Origin of the sequence: Vibrio sp. 10N.237.312.B06, assembly GCF_041464685.1 — a bacterium.
Taxonomy (GTDB): Bacteria; Pseudomonadota; Gammaproteobacteria; order Enterobacterales; family Vibrionaceae; genus Vibrio; species Vibrio tasmaniensis_A.
The window spans coordinates 1-19668 of record NZ_JBFSPI010000048.1; the positions used below are offsets into that span (position 1 = coordinate 1).

The 19668-nt window shown below is 46.7% G+C and carries 19 protein-coding genes and 1 pseudogene; 19 read left to right on the forward strand and 1 reads right to left on the reverse strand.

All coding sequences use genetic code 11. From position 1 onward, the window contains the following. Positions 1-432: 432 nt before the first annotated feature. Complete coding sequence (locus AB6C75_RS14005; RefSeq protein ID WP_102495456.1) at positions 433-1170, reverse strand: KilA-N domain-containing protein; 738 nt, start codon at positions 1168-1170, stop codon at positions 433-435. 518 nt (positions 1171-1688) lie between these two features. Between AB6C75_RS14005 and AB6C75_RS14010 the strand changes: the two genes are divergently transcribed. The 19 genes and pseudogenes from AB6C75_RS14010 to AB6C75_RS14100 all read left to right on the forward strand — a co-directional run bounded on the left by AB6C75_RS14010 (position 1689) and on the right by AB6C75_RS14100 (position 19666). Continuing rightward, on the forward strand, positions 1689-2969 hold the full coding sequence (locus AB6C75_RS14010) for a hypothetical protein (protein WP_210464127.1): 1281 nt from the start codon (positions 1689-1691) through the stop codon (positions 2967-2969). 178 nt (positions 2970-3147) lie between these two features. Beyond that, a complete protein-coding gene (locus AB6C75_RS14015) occupies positions 3148-4722 on the forward strand; it encodes an EAL domain-containing protein (protein WP_016800281.1) in 1575 nt (524 codons plus the stop codon). A 716-nt stretch (positions 4723-5438) separates the two neighbouring features. Further along, positions 5439-5810: a hypothetical protein gene (locus tag AB6C75_RS14020; RefSeq protein WP_017061840.1), complete on the forward strand. Its 372-nt coding sequence runs from the start codon at positions 5439-5441 to the stop codon at positions 5808-5810. A 174-nt stretch (positions 5811-5984) separates the two neighbouring features. Further along, positions 5985-6287 carry a type IV conjugative transfer system pilin TraA gene (locus AB6C75_RS14025; RefSeq protein WP_016800279.1) on the forward strand — a complete coding sequence of 101 codons (303 nt, stop codon included), beginning with the start codon at positions 5985-5987 and terminating at the stop codon, positions 6285-6287. A 41-nt stretch (positions 6288-6328) separates the two neighbouring features. Further along, entirely contained in the window at positions 6329-6634 is a 306-nt protein-coding gene (traL, locus tag AB6C75_RS14030) for a type IV conjugative transfer system protein TraL (protein ID WP_016800278.1), read from the forward strand. Further along, complete coding sequence (gene traE / locus AB6C75_RS14035; RefSeq protein ID WP_016800277.1) at positions 6634-7194, forward strand: type IV conjugative transfer system protein TraE; 561 nt, start codon at positions 6634-6636, stop codon at positions 7192-7194. Before traL ends, traE begins: the two co-directional genes overlap by 1 nt. Next, positions 7191-7916 (forward strand): type-F conjugative transfer system secretin TraK, encoded by a 726-nt coding sequence (gene traK, locus AB6C75_RS14040; protein WP_016800276.1) that lies wholly within the window; start codon positions 7191-7193, stop codon positions 7914-7916. Before traE ends, traK begins: the two co-directional genes overlap by 4 nt. Next, the gene (locus AB6C75_RS14045) at positions 7913-9325 is read left to right on the forward strand and encodes a TraB/VirB10 family protein (protein ID WP_017061841.1); all 1413 of its coding nucleotides are present in this window, start codon (positions 7913-7915) and stop codon (positions 9323-9325) included. The genes traK and AB6C75_RS14045 overlap by 4 nt, the downstream gene beginning before the upstream one ends. Positions 9326-9336: 11 nt before the next feature. Beyond that, entirely contained in the window at positions 9337-9717 is a 381-nt protein-coding gene (gene traV, locus AB6C75_RS14050) for a type IV conjugative transfer system lipoprotein TraV (protein ID WP_016800273.1), read from the forward strand. Positions 9718-9721: 4 nt separating this feature from the next. After that, entirely contained in the window at positions 9722-12265 is a 2544-nt protein-coding gene (gene traC / locus AB6C75_RS14055; RefSeq protein ID WP_372108001.1) for a type IV secretion system protein TraC, read from the forward strand. After that, positions 12262-12609: a TrbI F-type domain-containing protein gene (locus AB6C75_RS14060; protein WP_016800271.1), complete on the forward strand. Its 348-nt coding sequence runs from the start codon at positions 12262-12264 to the stop codon at positions 12607-12609. The genes traC and AB6C75_RS14060 overlap by 4 nt, the downstream gene beginning before the upstream one ends. 4 nt (positions 12610-12613) lie before the next feature. Then, entirely contained in the window at positions 12614-13336 is a 723-nt protein-coding gene (gene traW, locus AB6C75_RS14065; RefSeq protein WP_017061842.1) for a type-F conjugative transfer system protein TraW, read from the forward strand. Then, positions 13333-14349, forward strand: a complete 1017-nt coding sequence (gene traU / locus AB6C75_RS14070) for a conjugal transfer pilus assembly protein TraU (RefSeq protein WP_029222902.1) — start codon at positions 13333-13335, stop codon at positions 14347-14349. The genes traW and traU overlap by 4 nt, the downstream gene beginning before the upstream one ends. Before the next feature lie 12 nt (positions 14350-14361). Then, positions 14362-15048 (forward strand): type-F conjugative transfer system pilin assembly protein TrbC, encoded by a 687-nt coding sequence (trbC, locus tag AB6C75_RS14075; protein WP_016800267.1) that lies wholly within the window; start codon positions 14362-14364, stop codon positions 15046-15048. Beyond that, on the forward strand, positions 15045-16805 hold the full coding sequence (gene traN, locus AB6C75_RS14080) for a type-F conjugative transfer system mating-pair stabilization protein TraN (RefSeq protein ID WP_017082647.1): 1761 nt from the start codon (positions 15045-15047) through the stop codon (positions 16803-16805). Before trbC ends, traN begins: the two co-directional genes overlap by 4 nt. A gap of 24 nt (positions 16806-16829) precedes the next feature. Beyond that, positions 16830-17033, forward strand: coding sequence for a hypothetical protein (locus AB6C75_RS14085; RefSeq protein ID WP_016799995.1), 204 nt, complete (start codon positions 16830-16832; stop codon positions 17031-17033). An 81-nt stretch (positions 17034-17114) separates the two neighbouring features. Beyond that, positions 17115-17855 (forward strand): type-F conjugative transfer system pilin assembly protein TraF, encoded by a 741-nt coding sequence (gene traF / locus AB6C75_RS14090; RefSeq protein WP_080582247.1) that lies wholly within the window; start codon positions 17115-17117, stop codon positions 17853-17855. Between the two features lie 15 nt (positions 17856-17870). Beyond that, positions 17871-18308 carry a conjugal transfer protein TraF gene (traF, locus tag AB6C75_RS14095; protein WP_016799993.1) on the forward strand — a complete coding sequence of 146 codons (438 nt, stop codon included), beginning with the start codon at positions 17871-17873 and terminating at the stop codon, positions 18306-18308. A gap of 71 nt (positions 18309-18379) precedes the next feature. Then, positions 18380-19666 (forward strand): annotated as a pseudogene (locus tag AB6C75_RS14100) (conjugal transfer protein TraH). The last annotated feature ends 2 nt before the right edge of the window (positions 19667-19668 follow it).

Genomic DNA, 19668 nt, shown 5'->3' on the forward strand with positions numbered 1-19668 from the left:
AGTGGTGAGTAATAATTGGTGTTAGATCTAGGCCAGATTGAATCAAAGAAGCCATTATATACAATGGCGAATTAAGTCATTTAAAAACAAAAGCTTAAAAAAAATCAAAATTGACAATGGCGACAAAATGGCGACATATTTTGAGCTATCAGATAAAAACCAGAAACCTAAAAAATAAGGTTCCCGCTAATCCGCGATGAACCTTTTGTCTATGTTCGATTTAGTGGCTTTCAGTAAATATACGCACGTATCGACATCAGATAACTTTGATTGCCCATACTATTTAGTTGATTGGTTAAAGTTATACATTAACGATTGCTTTAATGCCGCTTCTAACCAACCATAAGAATTACAGTCTCTATGCGTTATTTATAGTAGATTTCAAGTAACTCATCACTCTCCCATTGAGTTACTAAATATTAGTAATACTTATCACAAAATATGTCTTGTTAGCGCACTATGATTTCGACTTAACGCCATTACATCATCTACCAACTTCTCGATTTGCTTTTGCTGCATTTGCATTCGGCCTTGAAAGCTTTGGTATTCACTTTCATCCACTAATGCTAGGTCGTGTTCTCGCGCTTGCTGCTTAAGTAACTGCAGTTCTGGGGTTTGACTACGCAATTCATTTTCTAAGTCTTGTTTAAGTACTCTTTTTGCCAATGCATGTTCAAAGCCATGCTCTTGTGACCAAGCATTAGTATTGAATACAGAATTGTAGTGCACATGTACAATTTGCGTTGTTACGTTTTTCGCCTTGGCCAGTTCAAAGATTAAGTCGTTTAAGGAGAGGTCTTGTGGAACGGTTGGAATAGGAAATGCTGGATCTTGGTTTGTTGTCATACTGTCAAAAGCACGAATGACATTAAGATGGAACTTTGGACTAATCCACATTGCGTATGAGTAGACCAATTCTTTGCATACCCACGTCCCTGCACTGTTGCCGCCACGTTTAGTTTTTACAGCAAAGTGAGAATTAGTATTTTGGTCAAAGTAAGAATTCTTACTTTGCTCAATTTCTTCAATTATGTCTTGAGTTTGCTTGTTCTTAAGAAAATGAACAGGCTTATGATTTTGATGCCCACCACTCACTTTATGTAGATCATTTAATGAGTACAAGTCATCTAGCACGCGGATATCTTTTGAAAAGATTGTTAAATTTGGCATGGTTGCCTCCTTGGGGATGATCTTTAAATCACCACACAAAGGGACTAATCTTCGGGTGGTGAGCTGAACAAGGTTAGTCCTACCGCTCCCAAGGTTACGGCCAGCCGAAGCTGCCTCGCCCAGCCCACCATAATGCTGATAGTACGTTTTATAAGTAAAACGACTATGTTCAGGTGTGCTGAAGCTGCACATAAAAAACCAGCAAAAGCTAGCGTCTATGCGCCTTGGGTGTATATTGCGGGGGACTAATCCCGACACTGGATTTTGCCAGTGCCGTTACAGATTAACGATGTGGAAGATCGGTGTCAAACGTTTAATAACGTTGCATATTGTATAGAGCGCGGTTCTTATAATCAGTTTGCCTCACCTATGAACGTAGACAGAATCGAGACAAAAACAACTCCAGAGCACACACGCAGTTCCAGAGTCACACTAAATTATTAACTAATTTAGATTCATTTTATTTGTAACTATTGTAATTTTAGCCACCCATACAAATACGAATGATAAGAGTTATCATGAATTGTTTAAAGAAAATAATAGTTTCCTCATTTTTCCTCTCACCAATACATTGTTATTCTACAGAAATTATAGGGGAAGCTTTTCAATCAAATGACTCTTACGAAAATAAGATTAGAGATAAAAAATCGTTAGAGTTAGAAGCCCCTGACTGTACTGGCAACTCCTCTTGGATTGATTACCCTTCCTTACCTCAAGAGCCTACAGAAACGAGTAAATCCGATATTAATTGCAGTTTTATGCAGTTTGCATGGCAATCTTTTGCTTATTATACCAGTGACAAGACACCGGATTTATTCTTGAATATGATGCCGAAAGACAGAATATTTAAAGAGATACCCGATAGTTGGGACAATAAAGGTGATCAAGGATTAGTACAAAGTGAGATCCTTCAAGCCGGCTCTAATTTCCCATTGAACGATCAAGAAGGCAATCCGGTCTTCTATCAACAAAGTGTCAATAAAAAATTCTACAATGACATCGTCAAACACGGATTAAACAATAGCCAATGTGTCGCCGATATTGACAGTGGGAAAACACCGTTTGAAATATCCCCAGGCTCCACTGAAGTAAAAACCTCATGGAAATTAATATCTAATAACGACAACCCTGAAAAATTTTTCACTATTCATAGAGATGTTGAGATCGACGGGGCAGTAAGGAGTAATGTTCTAATGGGCTTGGTCGGGATTCATGTAGTGCGAAAAACAAGGAATCATCCTGAATTCATTTGGACCACATTTGAACACAAGGAAAACGCTCCTGATTGTGCTGATGTTCCTAACCTATCAAATTTTGAAAAATCAGGTAAATGGACATTTTTCAACCCAATGTCCTTTCAGAAAGTGAATACTTACTTCCCTGGTAAACCTACTCAAGTCTGTAGAGAAACACCCTATGGGGTTGGTGTTTTAACGAAAACTGAAGTAACTAAAGATATAAAAGCGCTTAACGAGGCAATGTCAGATTATTACCAATCACGTAAATCTGTTTGGTCTAACTACTTCCTTGTGGGCACATCTTGGACAGTCTCAAACGAGAGTGATTTAAATAAAGGAGAGGTGCCTCCCTCTTGGAAAAATGAAATAGGGGGTTCGAAGTTATTATCAAACAGTACAATGGAGACCTATGTCCAAAACCCTCAATGGTTTGCTTTAGTGCATCCTAAAGAAGATAGGGGCTGTTTTGCTTGTCATAAATATGACCCTTTAACAAAGAAAGCCTTACATTTAAGCCATATGTTTAATGCGGCCCAAGATTACGGTCAGTGTTTTCTTTAAGGCTTGATTTAGAACCTAAAAATTGAAACTTCCTAACAAAGAGTGATCGGCTTTCCACTTTTATGATCTTACCCTTTCAGATTAAAAGGTTTTATAGAAATTAACGTTAATTAAACCGCATAATAACATTTCACAGCTCAACACAATTCGTTGGATTTATAATTATAAAGAGTTAAGTATGCGCTCCAGACACCCTTGGTTAGACCGCTTATTCAGTCCCCACCCTCAATGGGTCTATAAGACTGGTGTTATGTTATTGGCCCTGTTGTTTAGCTTATTGGCTTCATTAGCAACCAGTCTTTATCAAGTTCATAATGAAATTAAGCATGACGTCGACTACCTCGATCAAATCGTTTCTGTTGCGATTAAATATGGGCTTGAAAAACCCATTCTTTCTGAAGCCAGCGTCGCTAGCGGTGAATGCTCCACTGACACTATAGAGCAGTTAGAGAAGCTTTATGTGTCGCATCTACTTATGTCGATACCCATCGTTAATCTTGATAAGCAGAAACCTTATACCTATTGCTCTCCTTTCGGCGTTGAGCAATTTGAACAACGTAATTTTAAGAACTTACTCAGTACACAATTAAAAGGGGAAATGTGGCGTTTAGCGATTTATTCTCTCTCCACAACCCCAAAACATCCCCCCTATTTATACGGTTCGAATGGACAATATGGCTTCCTCTTTCCATTACGCACGGAATACCTTTTTCTTGAAAATGATTTAGACCATCAACGCTCTATTCGTTTATCTTTACCAAAAGAAAATTACACTATCCTTGAAATAGGCAGTTTGCCCAATGCTGATCGCCTGTACTCGAACTCAGTTGCTTCAAACTATCTTCCTCTTACCTTTGAATCCTCCGTCTCTGCCTCACGAGTGCTTTCGAAGTTTAAGCAAAACTTGTGGCCGGTCACCACTTTACTCTTTATGATTTCACTCACCATTCTTTGGTTATGTGTTTCCTATTGGCACGCAAAAAAAGAAATTGCTCTTCAAAAAGCGGTTCGAGACGCCCAGTTTTTCCCCTATTATCAACCCATTGTAGACGCACAAACAGGTAAAATGCTCGGTGTCGAAGCTTTACTCCGATGGCTTCCCTCTGATGGCCGCGTCATAGAACCAAGCAAGTTCATCCATTATCTAGAGCAAAGTGGGGATATCATTCCAACAACAGAAAATCTCATTACAACCATTTACCGCGACTTATCGTCTTTGATGAGTCAAAACGCTGAGTTTTATTGCAGTGTCAACATCACTCCTCTGCACCTACAAAATGACGATTTTTACCACTATTTAAAGCGGTTTCAGCACGACTACTCAAAACTGACGCTTGAATTGACAGAACGCCAACCGATTGAAAATTTGGCGTTTGCCAGTCAGCGCCTCGCCTTACTCAAAACATTAGGACTTAAAATAAGCCTTGATGATGCAGGTACCGGTTATGGCGGAAACTCCTATTTGCATTATTTCGATATTGACACTATCAAAATAGACAAAATGTTTACACGCTCCATTGATGAAGGAAAATCCGCTGTTCTCGATGGGTATATTAAAATGGCTAAGCAGTTAGAAATGAATCTAGTAGCGGAAGGGGTTGAAAATAAGCTTGAAGCTAACGGGCTTTTATTAAGAGGCGTCTTTCAACATCAAGGTTACTATTACGCTAAACCTATGTCGATTGAAGATCTCCATCGCTGGGCTTTAGATTATGGTTATACTCACGAGCGGGTTAGTGAGGCGCTCAGCTAAAAACATCACGGAGCTTACCTTAGTCAACAACGAAAAGATGCTCTTACTAATACTCGTGGTTTAGCCTATTTGAGTCCATAAAACGAACACGTCGGGAGTAAAGAAGATAACCACACTCTTTGCTCATTTGTGGCATCACTTACTTAAAGTGGTCCACCAAGGTCCCCTTGTGGGATAACGAACCATTCCCGCCTTACACATCAGAACATGTACGTCAGAAAACCCTTTTGGCCCGTTCTTTCACGATAGGTCGAAAACCAAGTCCCTTGTGCGTTGCTGATGCTTTCAAACATTGTCATCCCCATTGATGTTGATTCATACTGACTACGTTGATATCGCAGTCTTTGAGATCAAAGTCGAAAAACACATTCGTCGGCTTTTTATTCCATCTGCATACCAACACCCGCATCACCGTAAGAGTGGCTGCCTTCACTATTGCAAAAAGCGCCGCAGATGGGCGCAGGCCTGCGTAATATGCCTAAAAAGTTCAGGAGCCTTACCTGGGGCGACGTCCAAGGCTGTTTTTCTACTCAATTAAGCACGCTGGTTGAGTGGTTCAACAGAGTTACTTGGGAATACCAGACACCACATCCTATGGGTGTGCGCATTCTACTACAAGAATGCACAAGCCAGTTTGTAGCACGGCTCTTGAGAGAGAGCCCATTGTTTTGTTCTTTTAAAAGAGCAAAACAATGTCCTTAAAAGGAGTTTGAATAATGCAAATTGTATACGGATATTGTCGTAAAAATGAGGCGGGGAATTTATTGGACCGCTTTGTTAAACAAGGGGATTTTGTCAGCTTCAAAGAACTGGGCTCGGTCGGGCGTGAATACATGGCATTTGCTGCTTTGTTGCCTTTTACTGACCGCCTCCCCTTTCCTTTCTATTGGAAGGGCGTTCATTTCGTTTCGGTTCAAAAACACACCCAATCAGTCCGTCAACTCACACCACCACCATCAAAAAATGCTCGCAAAAAACATTATCGTAAACTCAAGAACACGATCATGACCCCTCAAAATTGGAAACAACACGTCTGTCGCAATCGCGGTTTGAAGTCTGTAAACGCTTCCTTGTTGCCTTTAATGTAATCGAGAAGAACCATGGGGCTCAACGGCAACACCTTCACTCATGCGGCCCAAAGCATTCCCCAAAATATGGGGAACTAACAACGTCCATTTTTCAACCCACCAGATGCACGACACCCCTTTTGATAAAAGCGGTGCGATGTCGTGCCTCTTTTATTTACATTTAAAGGTAACCACATGAAAGATAAAACCTCACGCTTCAACCTTCCTCTTACGTATTGGCGTCACTTTTGTACGCTACTGGCCGTCTACTTTGCCTGTGCGTCACCCGCTTACGCCGATGACCTTTTTGCCAGTGGTAAAGATACCGTGACCAACACGGTAGGGACGGGGTCTTCTGGCGAGTTCTACATTCTGGTGGCAGGCCTGATTGGCGGCATTATCGTGGGCATCATGCAAAAGAACTGGGTGGGTGGCATCATCGGCTTTTTCGTTGGCGTGGTGTTCTGGGAAGTTGGTAAAGGGTTTGTAGGCTTATAAACCACATAAGGAGAGCGCGAAACTATTCGCCCTATTTCACTATGGATCATCAAGACAAACAAACCCTCTTCGCTTTTCCAAACTACTTACAAACCGACGTCAAAATAGTCGGATTTCCAATCGATGAAATACTCCCTTCTATCTTGTTGTTTTTGATGTTGTTCAACATCAATCGGTTGGTCGCGGTCGCCGTGTGTATCGGCTTTTTCCTCACCATTCGCAGCTTAAAAGTCCGACACGGCCCCAAATTCATCATTCACTTCATCCACTGGTATGGGGATGACACAGCGAATAAAACCATTTTTAAACGCACGCCCCCCGCCACAAAAAAATATTGGATTTACTGATGCTCAATGAACATAACGGCGAGGCGCTTAAAGCGGCTCGCTTTATCAATTACGTCCTCACCGCGGTGGTGTTGATCACCGCCTTAGGAACCGCTGGGTTGAGTTTTGCTTTATTAAGCCAAAACCAAGCGGAAAAGCGCACCTTCGTGCCACCTCATATCGACCGAGCGTTTACGATCTCAAGCGATGCGGTTGATGAAGCGTATCTTTCTATGATGGCCGATTGGTGGATACACCTAAAATTTAATGTCACGCCCTCTAACGTTAAACGTCAATTCAACTTACTCATTACCTACGTGCCGCCTAAATACTGGAGTGGCTTACAAGACAAGTTGATGCGAGAAGCCGAATTTATCATCGAGAACGACGTCACCAGTTTTTTTGAAGTTGACACGCTGTCTATCAACCTGAATGAAATGAAAATACGGGTCAAAGGCACGCTCAACAAAACCATCGCGGGGCGCACACTTGACCCTGAGCCCGTGACGTATCTACTCCAAGCCGATTACTCAAGTGGCTTGATTGAACTTCACACCATCGCCCAAGAGATACCGTTATGAAAATACGCTTGATTTATGCTTTTTTTGGTTTGTTGTTACCCATCATGAGCCACGCCCATACGATTGACGCAAAGACCTACTATTTTGAGCAAAATGATACCATTGTGTTGCCCTTATCCTCGGTCAACACCAACCGTTTAGTAGTGAAAGACGACAAGATATTAAACCTTCATTGCCCTAGAGGGTTTTGTCTCGCTAAAGCCAATCAACGAGACCAATCGGGCTCTATTACCGTCAAACTCAACATCGCCTTGCCTTTTACCGCGCACGTCACCACAGAGAAAGGTCAAAATTTCTCGCTTTTTATCAACCCTAAAGCCGTCCCTGCGGTGGTGAATGAGTTTATTCCGCTTCGCTCTACTGCAGAGAAAAGTGTCTTTGAAAAAGATCTCGAATACCCTTTGGCCTTGGGGCAACTCACCAAACAAATGATACATTGGCAGCGTTCAAAGACGCCTATCCCAGGGTTTCGTGTCCATCCGATTGACCCCGAAACCCTCCCCAAAGACACGTCGCCACTGGCCATTATTCCGCAGACCCTTTTTGTAGGCCGCCCCTTCTCAGGGCTTATTTATCAAGTTAAAAACCAATCCAATGACACCGTCACTCTGACCGAAGCGCAATTTTACAGTTACGCCAGTCGGAGCGCCTCACTTGACCGTTATACCTTACCCCCAGGTGAATCTACACATCTGTACATCATCACAGGAGGTCGCGAATGAAACGATTGAAACAGTGGCTTTTTAGAGAGTCAGACTTAGAGGATGGAGTGCTCGCCAATGACCAAAGTAAGCAGCGTAACCAAATACTCAGCCTGTTAGCCGTTGCGCTCTTAGTCGCAGTTTTTTTTGCGTTTAAAGCCTTTAAACAACCTCGAACCTCGCTAGATACTGCGAAAGAAGTCGTTGAGTCAGCCCCCAATTTTGGGGAAATCATTACTGATGATTTTACCGACAAAGACAACCGCTCAGCCTTGACCTTACAAGGTCAAGACATTGAAGACGTCAAAGAAAAGATGGAAAACCTCAATCGAGACGTCGATCGTTTGATGACGAGCAACGAAAATACGATTTCGCAAATGAAGAAAGAGAACGAGATCTTACGCGAGGAATTACGCCAACATCAAGAAGCGCAGCGCACCATCGCCTTGCCATCAACCCAATCGCTATCCTCAAAGGAAGCCGGTCACCTCACCGTCATGGGAGAGCCTGCGCCGTTTGGCTCGCGCCCACTTCCTCCCAAACCTTTACCCTCTTACGCCACCAATGATCTGCAAAAAGAGAGCTTTCAATACAGCAAAGCCGATAAGGCCTCGTTTGATGACCAAGGGCAAGCGTTTGACTCGTTTGATTTTTTTTGGACAGCCTCCTCAGAGTCAGCGTACCAACGAACCGTCGACAATTACGTCCCGTCGGGCACCTTTGTGACCGCCAAAATCACCGGTGGCGCCGATGCCAATGCCGGGGCGTTCGGCCAAAGTGATACCGCCCCCATCGTGTTTCAAACCGTGCATGAAGGCGTGTTGCCCAATGGAGAAAAGAGCCACCTCAAAGACTGCACCATCATTGGGAGCGTGTACGGTGACCTTTCTTCCAATCGCGGCGTGGCGCGCACTCACACCCTCAGCTGCATTCGGGACGGTCGAATTTTAGATATCCCCGTTCAAGGCACCGTCTTTAACTTTGGGCGCAATGGCATCCGTGGCACCTCGATTTTACGTAACGGCAAAATCGTCCAAATGGCGGGGATCTCAGGCATCTTAACAGGACTGGGTGAGACCGGGGCGGGCTTGGCCAGCACCACCTCAACCTCAGCGCTTGGCTCAACGTCGAGCCTCAACAGCAAGGATGTGGGATTAAGTTTATTGGGCAATGCCACCTCGGACGTGGGGAGTAAGCTTTCGGATTACTACATTGCCTTAGCCGAGTTATATCACCCCTTCATCGAAATCAATCCAGGGGGCATCGTGAATATCGTCTTTACGAAAGGGTTCCCTCTGGATGATGAGGAAGCGATCAAACGCTATGTTGATCATCAGACAAAAGAGCAAGAGCAAGCAAAACCAGACACCCTTTTAGAAACCATCACACTCAACCCTCTCGCGGCAGAAGTTAACCAACAATTAAATTAAGGTCGGCTTTTATGACTATCAAACTTTTCACAGCGCTGCTTATTAGCCTACTAGCAGGTTGCTCTGCGGGCTTTCAAGATGAATTTAGTTGCCAAAAAATCGGCGGTATACCCGGCTGCGCCAGCATGGATGACATTCGCAACATCTCGACACACCCAACAACACAACAAGTCGCCGAGGCTAACGTCCTGGCTTCCCACCCTTTTGCCTTACTGCCAAGACGCACCCGTGAAGGCCATCCTATTCGAACCCAAGACACGGTTAGGAAGGTGGTGATTTTTCCCTTTACTTCGGATGACACCACCACTTACCTCGACACAATGGATATTTACATTGTGTTAGACGAGTCTACCTGGACAGGTCGCCCTGTTCAGGCTATCAAGAAGGATTAACGCCATGGGCGTCTCAAAAGATTTAAAGGGTTTTTATCAAGAAGCCAAACGTGAATATAACCACCTTCATTCTGAACTGCCTTACCGCACTTTTGATGCGCAGCACAGCCTCTTTCATAACAAAAAGGGCGTAGGATTTGGATTCAAATTGAGCGTCTTAACGGGGGCGAATGACGACATGGTGGAGGCATTTAACCGTCTCATCATGGATTTACCGCCTGGCCATAAATGGGATTACCATTTTTCCATGATGGGCCACAACCACGTGAGTCATTTGATTGAGCAAAATACCGCCTTGAAATCCGCTCGTGCGGGTATTTGCAGTGAATTAGCAAAACAAGAAGCCGATTACGCCAACTTTGCGGCTCACCACGGCTTTTTTCATCGTCAGAAGCATTACTTTGACATCAAAGATTACAGCGCGTGGTTGTTTGTCTCCAGTACGGACGATGTTGATAGTGTGTTGGATTGCAAAGAGGCGCTCACCACGACTTTATCCCAAATTGGACTGGAGCTCACGCCGCTTACCCCCGAAGGCTTAATCAACTACGTCGAAGGCATTCTCAATTTTGACCCCACACAAACCGCCCCTCGCGGATCTGACTACGCACCAGAAGCGTTGATCTACAAACAAGTCCTCTCTCCTGATACCGAGTTTTTAACTCGCCGACATTACACCGACGTTCGCTTTAGTAACCGCCAACATCAAACGGTGACCTCGCGGATCATTTCATTGGGTTTACGCAGTACACCTCGAACTTTCCGCCTTTACGCCTTGCCCGATTGTTTTGCGTCCTTAAAGAGCGTGGCCAAAAATGTGCAATGTCCACACCTCATGACCCTCAATTTTCGCCATCAAGAATCGGGCAGTTTTGCGACCAAAAATGGCGGACGCATTGGAGAGCTGGAAAAAACACTCAAGTCCCCGATGGCATTTTTCTTCCCTCAAGCGAAGAAAGAGCAGAGCGAACGCGAGCAAATTCGAGATGAAATGTCGGATGGCATCAACAGCATGGCATACATGCACCTGACGCTGACGTTATTTACCAACAAAAAATCCGAGCGACTGCATCGCACTACTGCCATTAACGCCTTTCGCTCTGGCGGGATTGATTTACAAACCGCCTCGATGCTGCAAAGCCAAGCGCTCATGACGACCTTACCGTTCATGATGACCGATGGGTTTTGGGCCGATTGCGACCGTGCTGGACGCATTCAAACCGTAAAAACCGGCAATGTGGCCAACCTCTTGCCTCTTGTGATGGACGTAAAGAATTTCAGTGGCGGCATGATGCTTCCCACCATGCGCCAACAAGCCTTTTGGTTTAATCCGTTTAATTGTGGCTCAGATAACTACAACATCGCCCTGACCGGAGGCTCCGGGGCAGGAAAATCCTTCTTTGTGCAAAAGCTCGCCGAAACCCTCTTTGCCATGAACGGTAAAATCTGGGCGTTAGATAAAGGAAAGAGCTTTAAAAAGCTCACCTTGATGCTTGGCGGCCGCTACATGACAGCTGAGAAGATTTACCTCAATCCATTCACTCACCTGGAACGCATTGCCATGGGGGATGACTATACCGATGAAAAAGGCGAACAGGTCAACCCTCTCAAGGAAACGCTGCACACCATCACCGGACTCTTTGCGACCATGGCCTGCCCCACACACGAAATGGGAGATTTTGAAAAATCGGTCCTCGGTGATTGCATCATTGCGGCTTGGCAGGCACACAAAAGCGAGACGTTGGTTGACCATGTGCAAGAAGCGCTGTTTGCGGCGGCCGAAAAACAAGGCGGTGATCGCCGCCTTTCTGATATCGCCATGCAACTGAATAAATACCGCTCAGAGGGGATCTACGGTGACACCTTCAATAAACCGTCCATGCTGGATCCCAATGTCCACTTTACCACCATTGAACTCGACGGATTTCCCTCGGACATCATGCGACCGATGATTTTTGCGCTGATGTCGAGCATCACTCAGCAGATGTACCTTTCAGGCTCTCGTTCAACGCCGAAGATGTGCATCATTGAAGAGGCGTGGTCTCTGATGGCTGGCTCTAATGCACAGGCACAAGAATTCATCAATACCGGTTATCGCACCGCCCGAAAATTTGGGGGTTCGTTTTGCACCGTGACGCAAGGGATTGAGGATTTTTACAGCACACCTGAAGCGCTCGCTGCGTTCAATAACTCCGACATTCACATCACTCTGCGTCAAGGCAGTGGATTGGCGAAATTCATCAAAGACAATCCTTCACACTTTTCACCCTATGAGCAATTTGTCATCAAGAGTTTTGAAAAGTCCTCCATCGCCGGTTACAGCTCTGTCATGCTAAAAACCGGTGATGTAACGACCTTTCATCGCTTGTTTGCCGATCCTTTTACTCGTGCGTGCCTTTCGACAGAGCCGCATGAGTTTGAGTACTGTGAAACCTTGATGAACCAAGGCGTCCCACTCATGAATGCGGTCAATCAAACCGCAGAGCATTTTTACGGACCAGAAATTGAGATCTTCAACACCCTCATCTATGGTAAGGAGGCCAAATGAAATCCATCCGTCACACACGTCTTGTCGGTGCCCTGTTTGCCATAGTGTTGATGATGTTCACGCTGATGGCCGTCAAGCTCAACACCGCCCCTCAAATCGTGGTCTTCGATATCGAACAAACGTTAGCGCAATATCAAGACCAACTCATTGAAGCCAACCTCAGCGATCAGGAGCACAGCGCGCAATTGGCGACCTTTGATACGGAACTCAGGCGGCTCTTGAAAGAATACGCGCAAGCGCACCATCTCGTGATTATCGTGCCAGGCGCGCTCATCAGCGGCGCACCGGATAGAACCACCGAGATCCAACATTACGTTATTGAGGCGCTTAAAAAGGAGTCATGATCTTATGATTGTTCACGGGCATTCATTCATCAAACCAACAGCACTCTCAAAGGTGCTCGGTCTCACTTTACTTGCCATCGCCCCCACCGCTCTTAGTCAACAATTTGGGCGTCAAGGCGAACTTTTCCCTATTGCAGAGGTAGACATGTTGCAATGGATTAACAGCAGATTGACACACTTAGAAGCCACGGGAGAAACCGCAAAGATGCAACAGCAGTTTGTGGAGAACGTAGAAAATAACGTGCGAAGACCCCCTCCCGTTAAAGGGTTGACCGCCACCACCGCGCCCAACACCTTTTACATCGACCCATCATTAAAGCTGGCCACCGATATCAAAGATGCACAAGGTAACCTCCTTTATGCTAAAGGCCTCGTCATCAACCCTTTTGATACCGACACTTGGCCAGTCGACATTCCCAAACAATCATTCGATTACTCGTATGTGATTGTCTTTCTTGATGGTGACGACCCAAGCCAGCGCGCTTGGGCTAAACAATACCGCGCAGATAAGCCGATAAAATGGACCCTCACCAACGGCAGTCCAGAAAACGTCGCCACGGAGTTTGACGCCCGAATTTATTTTGACCAACAAGGTCACTACAGCCGTCAATTTCAACTCTCACACATTCCCGCTCTGATTGAACAAGACGGAGCGCGGTGGAAGATCACAGAGATCGATGTGACGCCGTTCACCACCATAAACAAGAGTGCGACGAACACAAAATAAGGAGAAAGACCTTGAGATCCCATGGGTTATTACTGCTTGGTTTGTTCCTATTTCCTTGGCAAACCCAAGCTCAATCCGCCGCTTGTACGGGGCATTTCTTAAATCCATTGTCTGATATTTGTTGGGACTGCCTATTTCCTATGACACTGGGCAGTGTGCCTCTCATTAGCTCGACATACCCTGACACCGCCAACCCAAGCATGCCGATCTCCTATTGTCCTAAACCCCCGCCCATTTTTATGCAAATTGGCTTAAACATTGGGTATTGGGAGCCGTATTCCTTGGTGGACGTGACGCGAGTCCCTTATTGCATGGTCAACATGGGGATGCAGTTGAGTAATGACAATAGCCAACAAATAGGAGGCTCGCAGCACGACTCAAGCAGCAAAACCAGCGGCAATGCTTTTTATCACGTGCATTGGTACAAATATCCGGTGATTTACTGGCTACAACTGATGCAGTCGGCCGCCTGCATGGCCACGGATAATTTCGATGTGGCCTACCTCACCGAGCTTGACCCGTTTTGGGATGATGATGAGATGTCGTTCATTCTTAACCCCGAAGCCATTTTGTTTGGCCACCCCATCACGCAGCTCTCTTGCATCACCGAAGCCATGGCGACCACCACCGGGCGCGTTTTGCCTTTTGATGCGCTTTTTTGGTGTTTAGGCTCACAAGGCAGCGTCTACCCATTAACCGGTAATAGCGCTTACTCTCATACCGGCCCTCAAGTTGGCACACTGATGTTAGAGCGTTTTAATTTTAAAATGCACAGGCAAGGCATTGTGTGGGAAACCCGGGGCGAAGATGGCGCAATCTGTTACCAATGGCCAGAGCCTATCTTGCCGAAAAGTCGCTATCGCTATCAATTGTCGGCACCGATTGGTGATGCCGCTCATTGTTATCCCTATGGCACCACCTCGTCACTTTGGGAGCAAGGTAAAGACAACCCAACCACCGGCGGTAACTTTGGTTTTGTGAACTGGCGAAAACGTAATTGCGTATTTTTATAAGGAAATGAGACGATGTCATTTAGCCCAAGAGCCTCATGGCTGTTACTTATTCTGCTGGTTAGCCCTCTCTCAACAGCCGAGAAGGGTTACTCTCAAGAAGAGCTCAAAGCGCTTGCCAAGCAAGAGCAGACCATTGCAGCGCCAACCAATCACAGTGAACTGACCACCTTTCTTGAACGAGGTCAGCAACATAAGCAAGAAGCGTTGTCGATGAATCAACACCTCGATAACGTGTTGCAAGACTCGCCACTGGCGAGTGTTCTTGGGGTGCCTCAGGAAAATCCAAACAAAAAGGCGCAAGGTGTGATGGTGTTTGTGTCGCTTTCCATGCCAGATAACGCGCTTAGACAGCTACTCAAACAAAGTCAGCAATATCAGGTTCCTCTCGTGATACGTGGGGTACTGCCAGAAGGCATGGTACCGACAGCCTCTCGAATACTGAGTTTGTTAGAAGCGGACGACGAAGAAATGGCCATTGATAGCGGTTTTGCCATCAGTCCACAGTGGTTTCGTCAATTTAACATCACCCACGTCCCCGTGTTTGTGGCCATTGGAGAAGCGTGCAATGAAGCGTCTTGCCCGCAAAGTGATTACGACATGGTTCACGGCAACCTCTCCCTTCCTAACGCATTAACGATTTTAAGCCAAGGCGATGTAGGACACATCGCCAAACAAGTGCTCAATAGGAGTTCCCCTTGAATTCGCCCTTTTCACTACTTTTTGTTTTTCTCTCTTTCAGCGCTGCTCTCTTACTCTCCCTTCATACCCTTGCCGCCCCTCAAGAAAACACATTCTACGACAACGTGGAGTGGGCGAAAAACACCCCGAACGAGGCTTACAATGACTCAGAAATGACGCTTAACCTGTCAGACTTCTGCAGCGACAATAATCCAGGGTGTGAAAGCAAAATCCGACAGCCTGATGAAGCCGGGATGACTGATGCACAAATCACAAACCAATCCACGTCGGAGTTTGGCAACAACGAACACGCTCAAGCGATACAAGAGGGGTTTGACAATAATAGTGTCACCATTGACCCAAACGATGATACGTATCGATTCGCCACCCTTGGCATTGAGAACGCCTATGAAATCAGTCATGGTCAGTCTAATCAGTACGTGGATTGTGACAACGCCACGCAATGCGTCATTGATAACATCGCAAAGCAATGCTACCGACCAACTCACAACCCGGTCCCGTGTGACAAAGTCCCCGTCGCCTCCGTGAGCCTTAGTGAAGTGATCTACCGCTGCCCATCCGGCTGGACAAAGCAAGGGGATAATTGCCAACGCCCTCTCTCACAATGCCGACACGATAATCACAATTACGTGAGGCAAACGGGGGGAACAAGAGGGTTTACAGGGTCAGATACCACGTATTTCTGGGATGGGAAGGTTGTCTCTCCCAACCAAGGCTACACGCTTGGCGATTTAAAACAGACCGACCACATTGTCTGGAAAAGTAACGAATCCTGGTATAAACGCTACCAGATTTGTCGCCCCACCACACAAACGAAAAAAGTCACCTTGAGCTGCTCAAACGGATTCTCCTTATCCGGAGGGAACTGCATCAAGAACAACATTACTTGGCGAACAGAATGCAACCTGATGAACTCATGCAAGATCACTCGCCAGCAATGCATTGAAGGTCGAGCCACCCGCATCATTAATGGCATACCGACCACGCTTGATTGCTGGAAGTATCGGGTTGAGCACCAATGCACTCGACCCAATACGTGCAACGTCCTGCCCGCCGATTGCACCACGACGTCAACCCATTGCAGCCTCCAGCAAAACGGTGTGTGCATTGAGGAGAAAGTCAATAAATCCTGCCCACAGCGGCGCTGCAGTGCCACCCAATTAATCTGTGGAGAAGAGAGCTTTTGTCTGGATGGCGATTGCTTTGAAGCCATGGCGACCACTTCAAACCGCTTTAATGAAAGCACCTCAGCCTTAGCCGCGCTCGCAGAAGCCGCTGACGGTATGGGTAACCCACCGAAGATATTTACAGGCAAAGGCATGAAGTGCACAGACGCCGCTTTTGGTTTTGCCGACTGCTGTAAAGACGGCGGTTGGGGCACGAGTATTGGCATAGCCCAATGCAATGATGAAGAGAAAGCGCTCGGTCAAGCCAAAGAGCAAGGCATTACGATAGCCCTTGGCCGTTATTGCGCAGAAAAGGTCTTAGGCGCGTGTATCCGGGAAAAGAAGACCTACTGCGTCTTTGATAGCAAATTGGCGCGCATCATCCAAGAGCAAGGCTCGAAAGGTCAACTTGGCATCAGTCTGGGAACCGCCAAACACCCCATTTGCGGCGCCCTTACCCCCGAGCAGCTTCAAGACATAGATTTTGAACGCCTCGACTTTTCGGACTTCTACGACGACATGCACGGCAACACCAACCTGCCTTCGGCCACAGAAATCCAAGAGCGATTACACAGCGCTTATCGCCATTAACTTAATCAATGATGAGGACATGATATGGATCCCCTACTCCCTTTACTTGTGGCCACCCTGTCGACAACCGGGTTTGCCATCACCCTTATTCGGCATCTTCTGTTCAAACGAAAACTCCATCAGCTCAAGCAAGAAATGATGAGGCACCAACAACAGCGTGGCATTGATGAAGCACTTTGGACGTTATTTCACACGCGCACCCACAAGATGCTGAGTTTCTGGCAATAATGAGGTCACACCATGAAGGACTTATCCACAAAAACGGTGAACAACTCAATTAACCGATTAACAATCAAACCCCTACCGTTAATGTTGTTGGCTTTATTGGCCTTTCACAGTATCGCCGATGAGCCCCCCAAGGGGTGGCGCTGGTATAACGAGACCAAAGCGCCCAAAGTCCCTCCCAAAGAGGAGGAGAGCCTCCCCCCCAACAGCGTCTCTACCGTGATGAGCGCCACCGAGCAGATGCAATGGTTCCACCGCGCGTTTGATGAAGCGTTAAACGATGCCACCATTAACCCAACCGATGAAGAGAAAAATCTAAAATTGATGAAGCTGAAAAAATTCATCGATGGCAAGACCACGCAAACGGGCATGACCTTCAAAAAGCTCATCAACGAACACCCCGAATACTCGTACACCAAAGACCGCCCCACAGAGCAAGCCGCAAGAGCGACGTACTATCAAGGTATCCAACTCAAAAACGAAGCCACTGTGCGTCAATTGGTACAAGAAGGTTGGGGCCTCTACTTCATCTACGAAGGGCAAGACGCCTTATCTCAAACCCTAGCACCCTCAATCCAAGACTTTGCCCACCGGTACCACATCGAACTGGTCGGGATCAGCAAAGACGGTCAGACCTTTGAGACGATTAATGAAAACCGTATTGATAAGACAGGGCGTGTACAGGTGCGCTACACACCGGCTTTAATGCTGGCCAATATCCACACCAAAGCACTCAAGCCCCTCGCCTACGGCTTCATTTCACAAAAAGACTTGCTCTCTCGCTTTCACAACGTCGCGACCAATTACCAAGACAGCGACTTTTAACTTAAGGACGCCCCGATGAACGCTTTTATCCGCACGTTATTGTTGAGTACGCTGATGACGCTCGCCTCAACCTCCCTCACTCAAGCGCAACCCCCTCATGCGATGACAGGCCAATACGCCTTGGTGTTCTTCCATTTTAGTCAGTGCGCTGAGTGTCACCACTTTGCCCCAACCATGAAGCGGCTAGAGCAAACTACTCAACTACCTGTGTACGATTTCTCCTTTGACGGACAACCCATCCCCGGTTACGCGACGCCTATACCGACCAACTCTGACATCACCGCTGCGTTTTTTGGGGATCTCAAAAACGCCATTACGCCCGCCACGTTCTTAATCAACGTCAGCAATGGTAAGTACGTGCGTTTGAGTGAAGGCAATGTTCCATACACTGAGCTGCTTAAGAGCTACCAAGCCTTGCGCGCCGATGTGGCCATCATGGAGAGTTTACAATGACGCGACCTACCCTCCTGGCTCTCTTAATGAGTCTTTCATGTTCACTTCATGCCGGCGGCTTGGGCGACGCCATGAACAGCTTTTGGGATGACAGCAGTTTTAACAGCAACATCACGAACCCAAGTGCCTATCAGGGTCAATCCGCCACCTACTATAATGCGGGCAGTTTGTTTGCTCGCACCAACATCAAAAACATTCAACTGGCCGCCATCACCTTGCCTTCTGTCAGCGCAGGGTGCGGTGGCATTGACGCCTTTATGGGCGGCTTTTCTCATATTAACTCTGACCAACTGGTGGCTTTTGGTAAAGCCGTCATTGCCAACGCCGTGCCCTTCGCGGTGGATTTAGCGCTGTAAACTTGGGCGCCGAGCATCAAAGAGAATCGGGACAAACTGCAAGCCATTGCTGATCAGTTCCTCACCACCTCGATGAACTCTTGCCAAGTAGCGCAATCGGCGGTCTCTGGTTTAGCGGCCTTTACCGATGGGGAAGCCAAGCGACATGCCTGCGCCACCCTAGGCACGCAAAGCAACGCTTTCGCTGATTGGTTAGAAGCGCAACACGAATGTCGCAACGTCCGTACCAACCAGAGCACACTGGCTAGCAACACCGATGACGCCACGGCGCACGCAGTGAAAGTGAACTTAAATGTGGTGTGGGATGCGCTCATGAAAAGCGCTTACCTTCAAGACAATCAAGAGGTCGCCGAGTTTATCGTAAGCCTCACTGGCACCGTCATTTACGACGCGCAGGGGACGCCAAGCTACATTCCGGCCATGTTAGTGGGTAACGACACCGCCATTAACGCCCTTTTGACCGGAGGGGATTTGGAGGTGTATCGATGCGACAACACCGAGACCTGCCTTTCGATGAGCCTAAGCGCCATCAGCCTAAATGAAAGCCAAGCCTTTAACGCCAAAGTGCGCCACACCGTCGATACGCTCTATGCCCACTTACAATCTGACCAACCTATCACCGACTCAGAGAAGAGCTTTGTTGAACTCAGTGACATTCCTATCTTAGCAATGCTCATTGATGATGCGCACCTCAACCTACAACCAGAAAGCCATTTATACGCTCAAAATATTGCCGCCGATCTCTTGCATGCCTATCTCAACAACATGCTGATGATCGTCAATCAATCCATGACCAACCTCGCTTCGGTTAACCCAACCGACGTCAATCGCACTCTCGAAGGCATCAACAGTGCAAGGGATTACTTACAAACCATTCGAGACCGTCACAAAACAAAATTGAACGCGTACTTAGCCCTCACTGAGCGCTTAAAACGCAAACGAAAGCTCCTTAGCCAATCGGCAAGTGACGCTACCCTATCGAACCTCACCTTTGGCCATTAAAG

What these genes read in the sequence shown, in the direction of transcription:
- traK (WP_016800276.1), top strand. Translation starts at nt 7,191, where the DNA reads ATGAAAATACGCTTGATTTATGCTTTTTTTGGTTTGTTGTTACCCATC.
- AB6C75_RS14020 (WP_017061840.1), top strand. Translation starts at nt 5,439, where the DNA reads ATGCAAATTGTATACGGATATTGTCGTAAAAATGAGGCGGGGAATTTA.
- traW (WP_017061842.1), top strand. Translation starts at nt 12,614, where the DNA reads ATGATTGTTCACGGGCATTCATTCATCAAACCAACAGCACTCTCAAAG.
- trbC (WP_016800267.1), top strand. Translation starts at nt 14,362, where the DNA reads ATGTCATTTAGCCCAAGAGCCTCATGGCTGTTACTTATTCTGCTGGTT.
- AB6C75_RS14085 (WP_016799995.1), top strand. Translation starts at nt 16,830, where the DNA reads ATGGATCCCCTACTCCCTTTACTTGTGGCCACCCTGTCGACAACCGGG.
- traL (WP_016800278.1), top strand. Translation starts at nt 6,329, where the DNA reads ATGGATCATCAAGACAAACAAACCCTCTTCGCTTTTCCAAACTACTTA.
- AB6C75_RS14025 (WP_016800279.1), top strand. Translation starts at nt 5,985, where the DNA reads ATGAAAGATAAAACCTCACGCTTCAACCTTCCTCTTACGTATTGGCGT.
- traC (WP_372108001.1), top strand. Translation starts at nt 9,722, where the DNA reads ATGGGCGTCTCAAAAGATTTAAAGGGTTTTTATCAAGAAGCCAAACGT.
- AB6C75_RS14010 (WP_210464127.1), top strand. Translation starts at nt 1,689, where the DNA reads ATGAATTGTTTAAAGAAAATAATAGTTTCCTCATTTTTCCTCTCACCA.
- AB6C75_RS14060 (WP_016800271.1), top strand. Translation starts at nt 12,262, where the DNA reads ATGAAATCCATCCGTCACACACGTCTTGTCGGTGCCCTGTTTGCCATA.
- AB6C75_RS14005 (WP_102495456.1), bottom strand. Translation starts at nt 1,170, where the DNA reads ATGCCAAATTTAACAATCTTTTCAAAAGATATCCGCGTGCTAGATGAC.
- traV (WP_016800273.1), top strand. Translation starts at nt 9,337, where the DNA reads ATGACTATCAAACTTTTCACAGCGCTGCTTATTAGCCTACTAGCAGGT.
- traF (WP_080582247.1), top strand. Translation starts at nt 17,115, where the DNA reads ATGTTGTTGGCTTTATTGGCCTTTCACAGTATCGCCGATGAGCCCCCC.
- AB6C75_RS14015 (WP_016800281.1), top strand. Translation starts at nt 3,148, where the DNA reads ATGCGCTCCAGACACCCTTGGTTAGACCGCTTATTCAGTCCCCACCCT.
- traF (WP_016799993.1), top strand. Translation starts at nt 17,871, where the DNA reads ATGAACGCTTTTATCCGCACGTTATTGTTGAGTACGCTGATGACGCTC.
- traE (WP_016800277.1), top strand. Translation starts at nt 6,634, where the DNA reads ATGCTCAATGAACATAACGGCGAGGCGCTTAAAGCGGCTCGCTTTATC.
- AB6C75_RS14045 (WP_017061841.1), top strand. Translation starts at nt 7,913, where the DNA reads ATGAAACGATTGAAACAGTGGCTTTTTAGAGAGTCAGACTTAGAGGAT.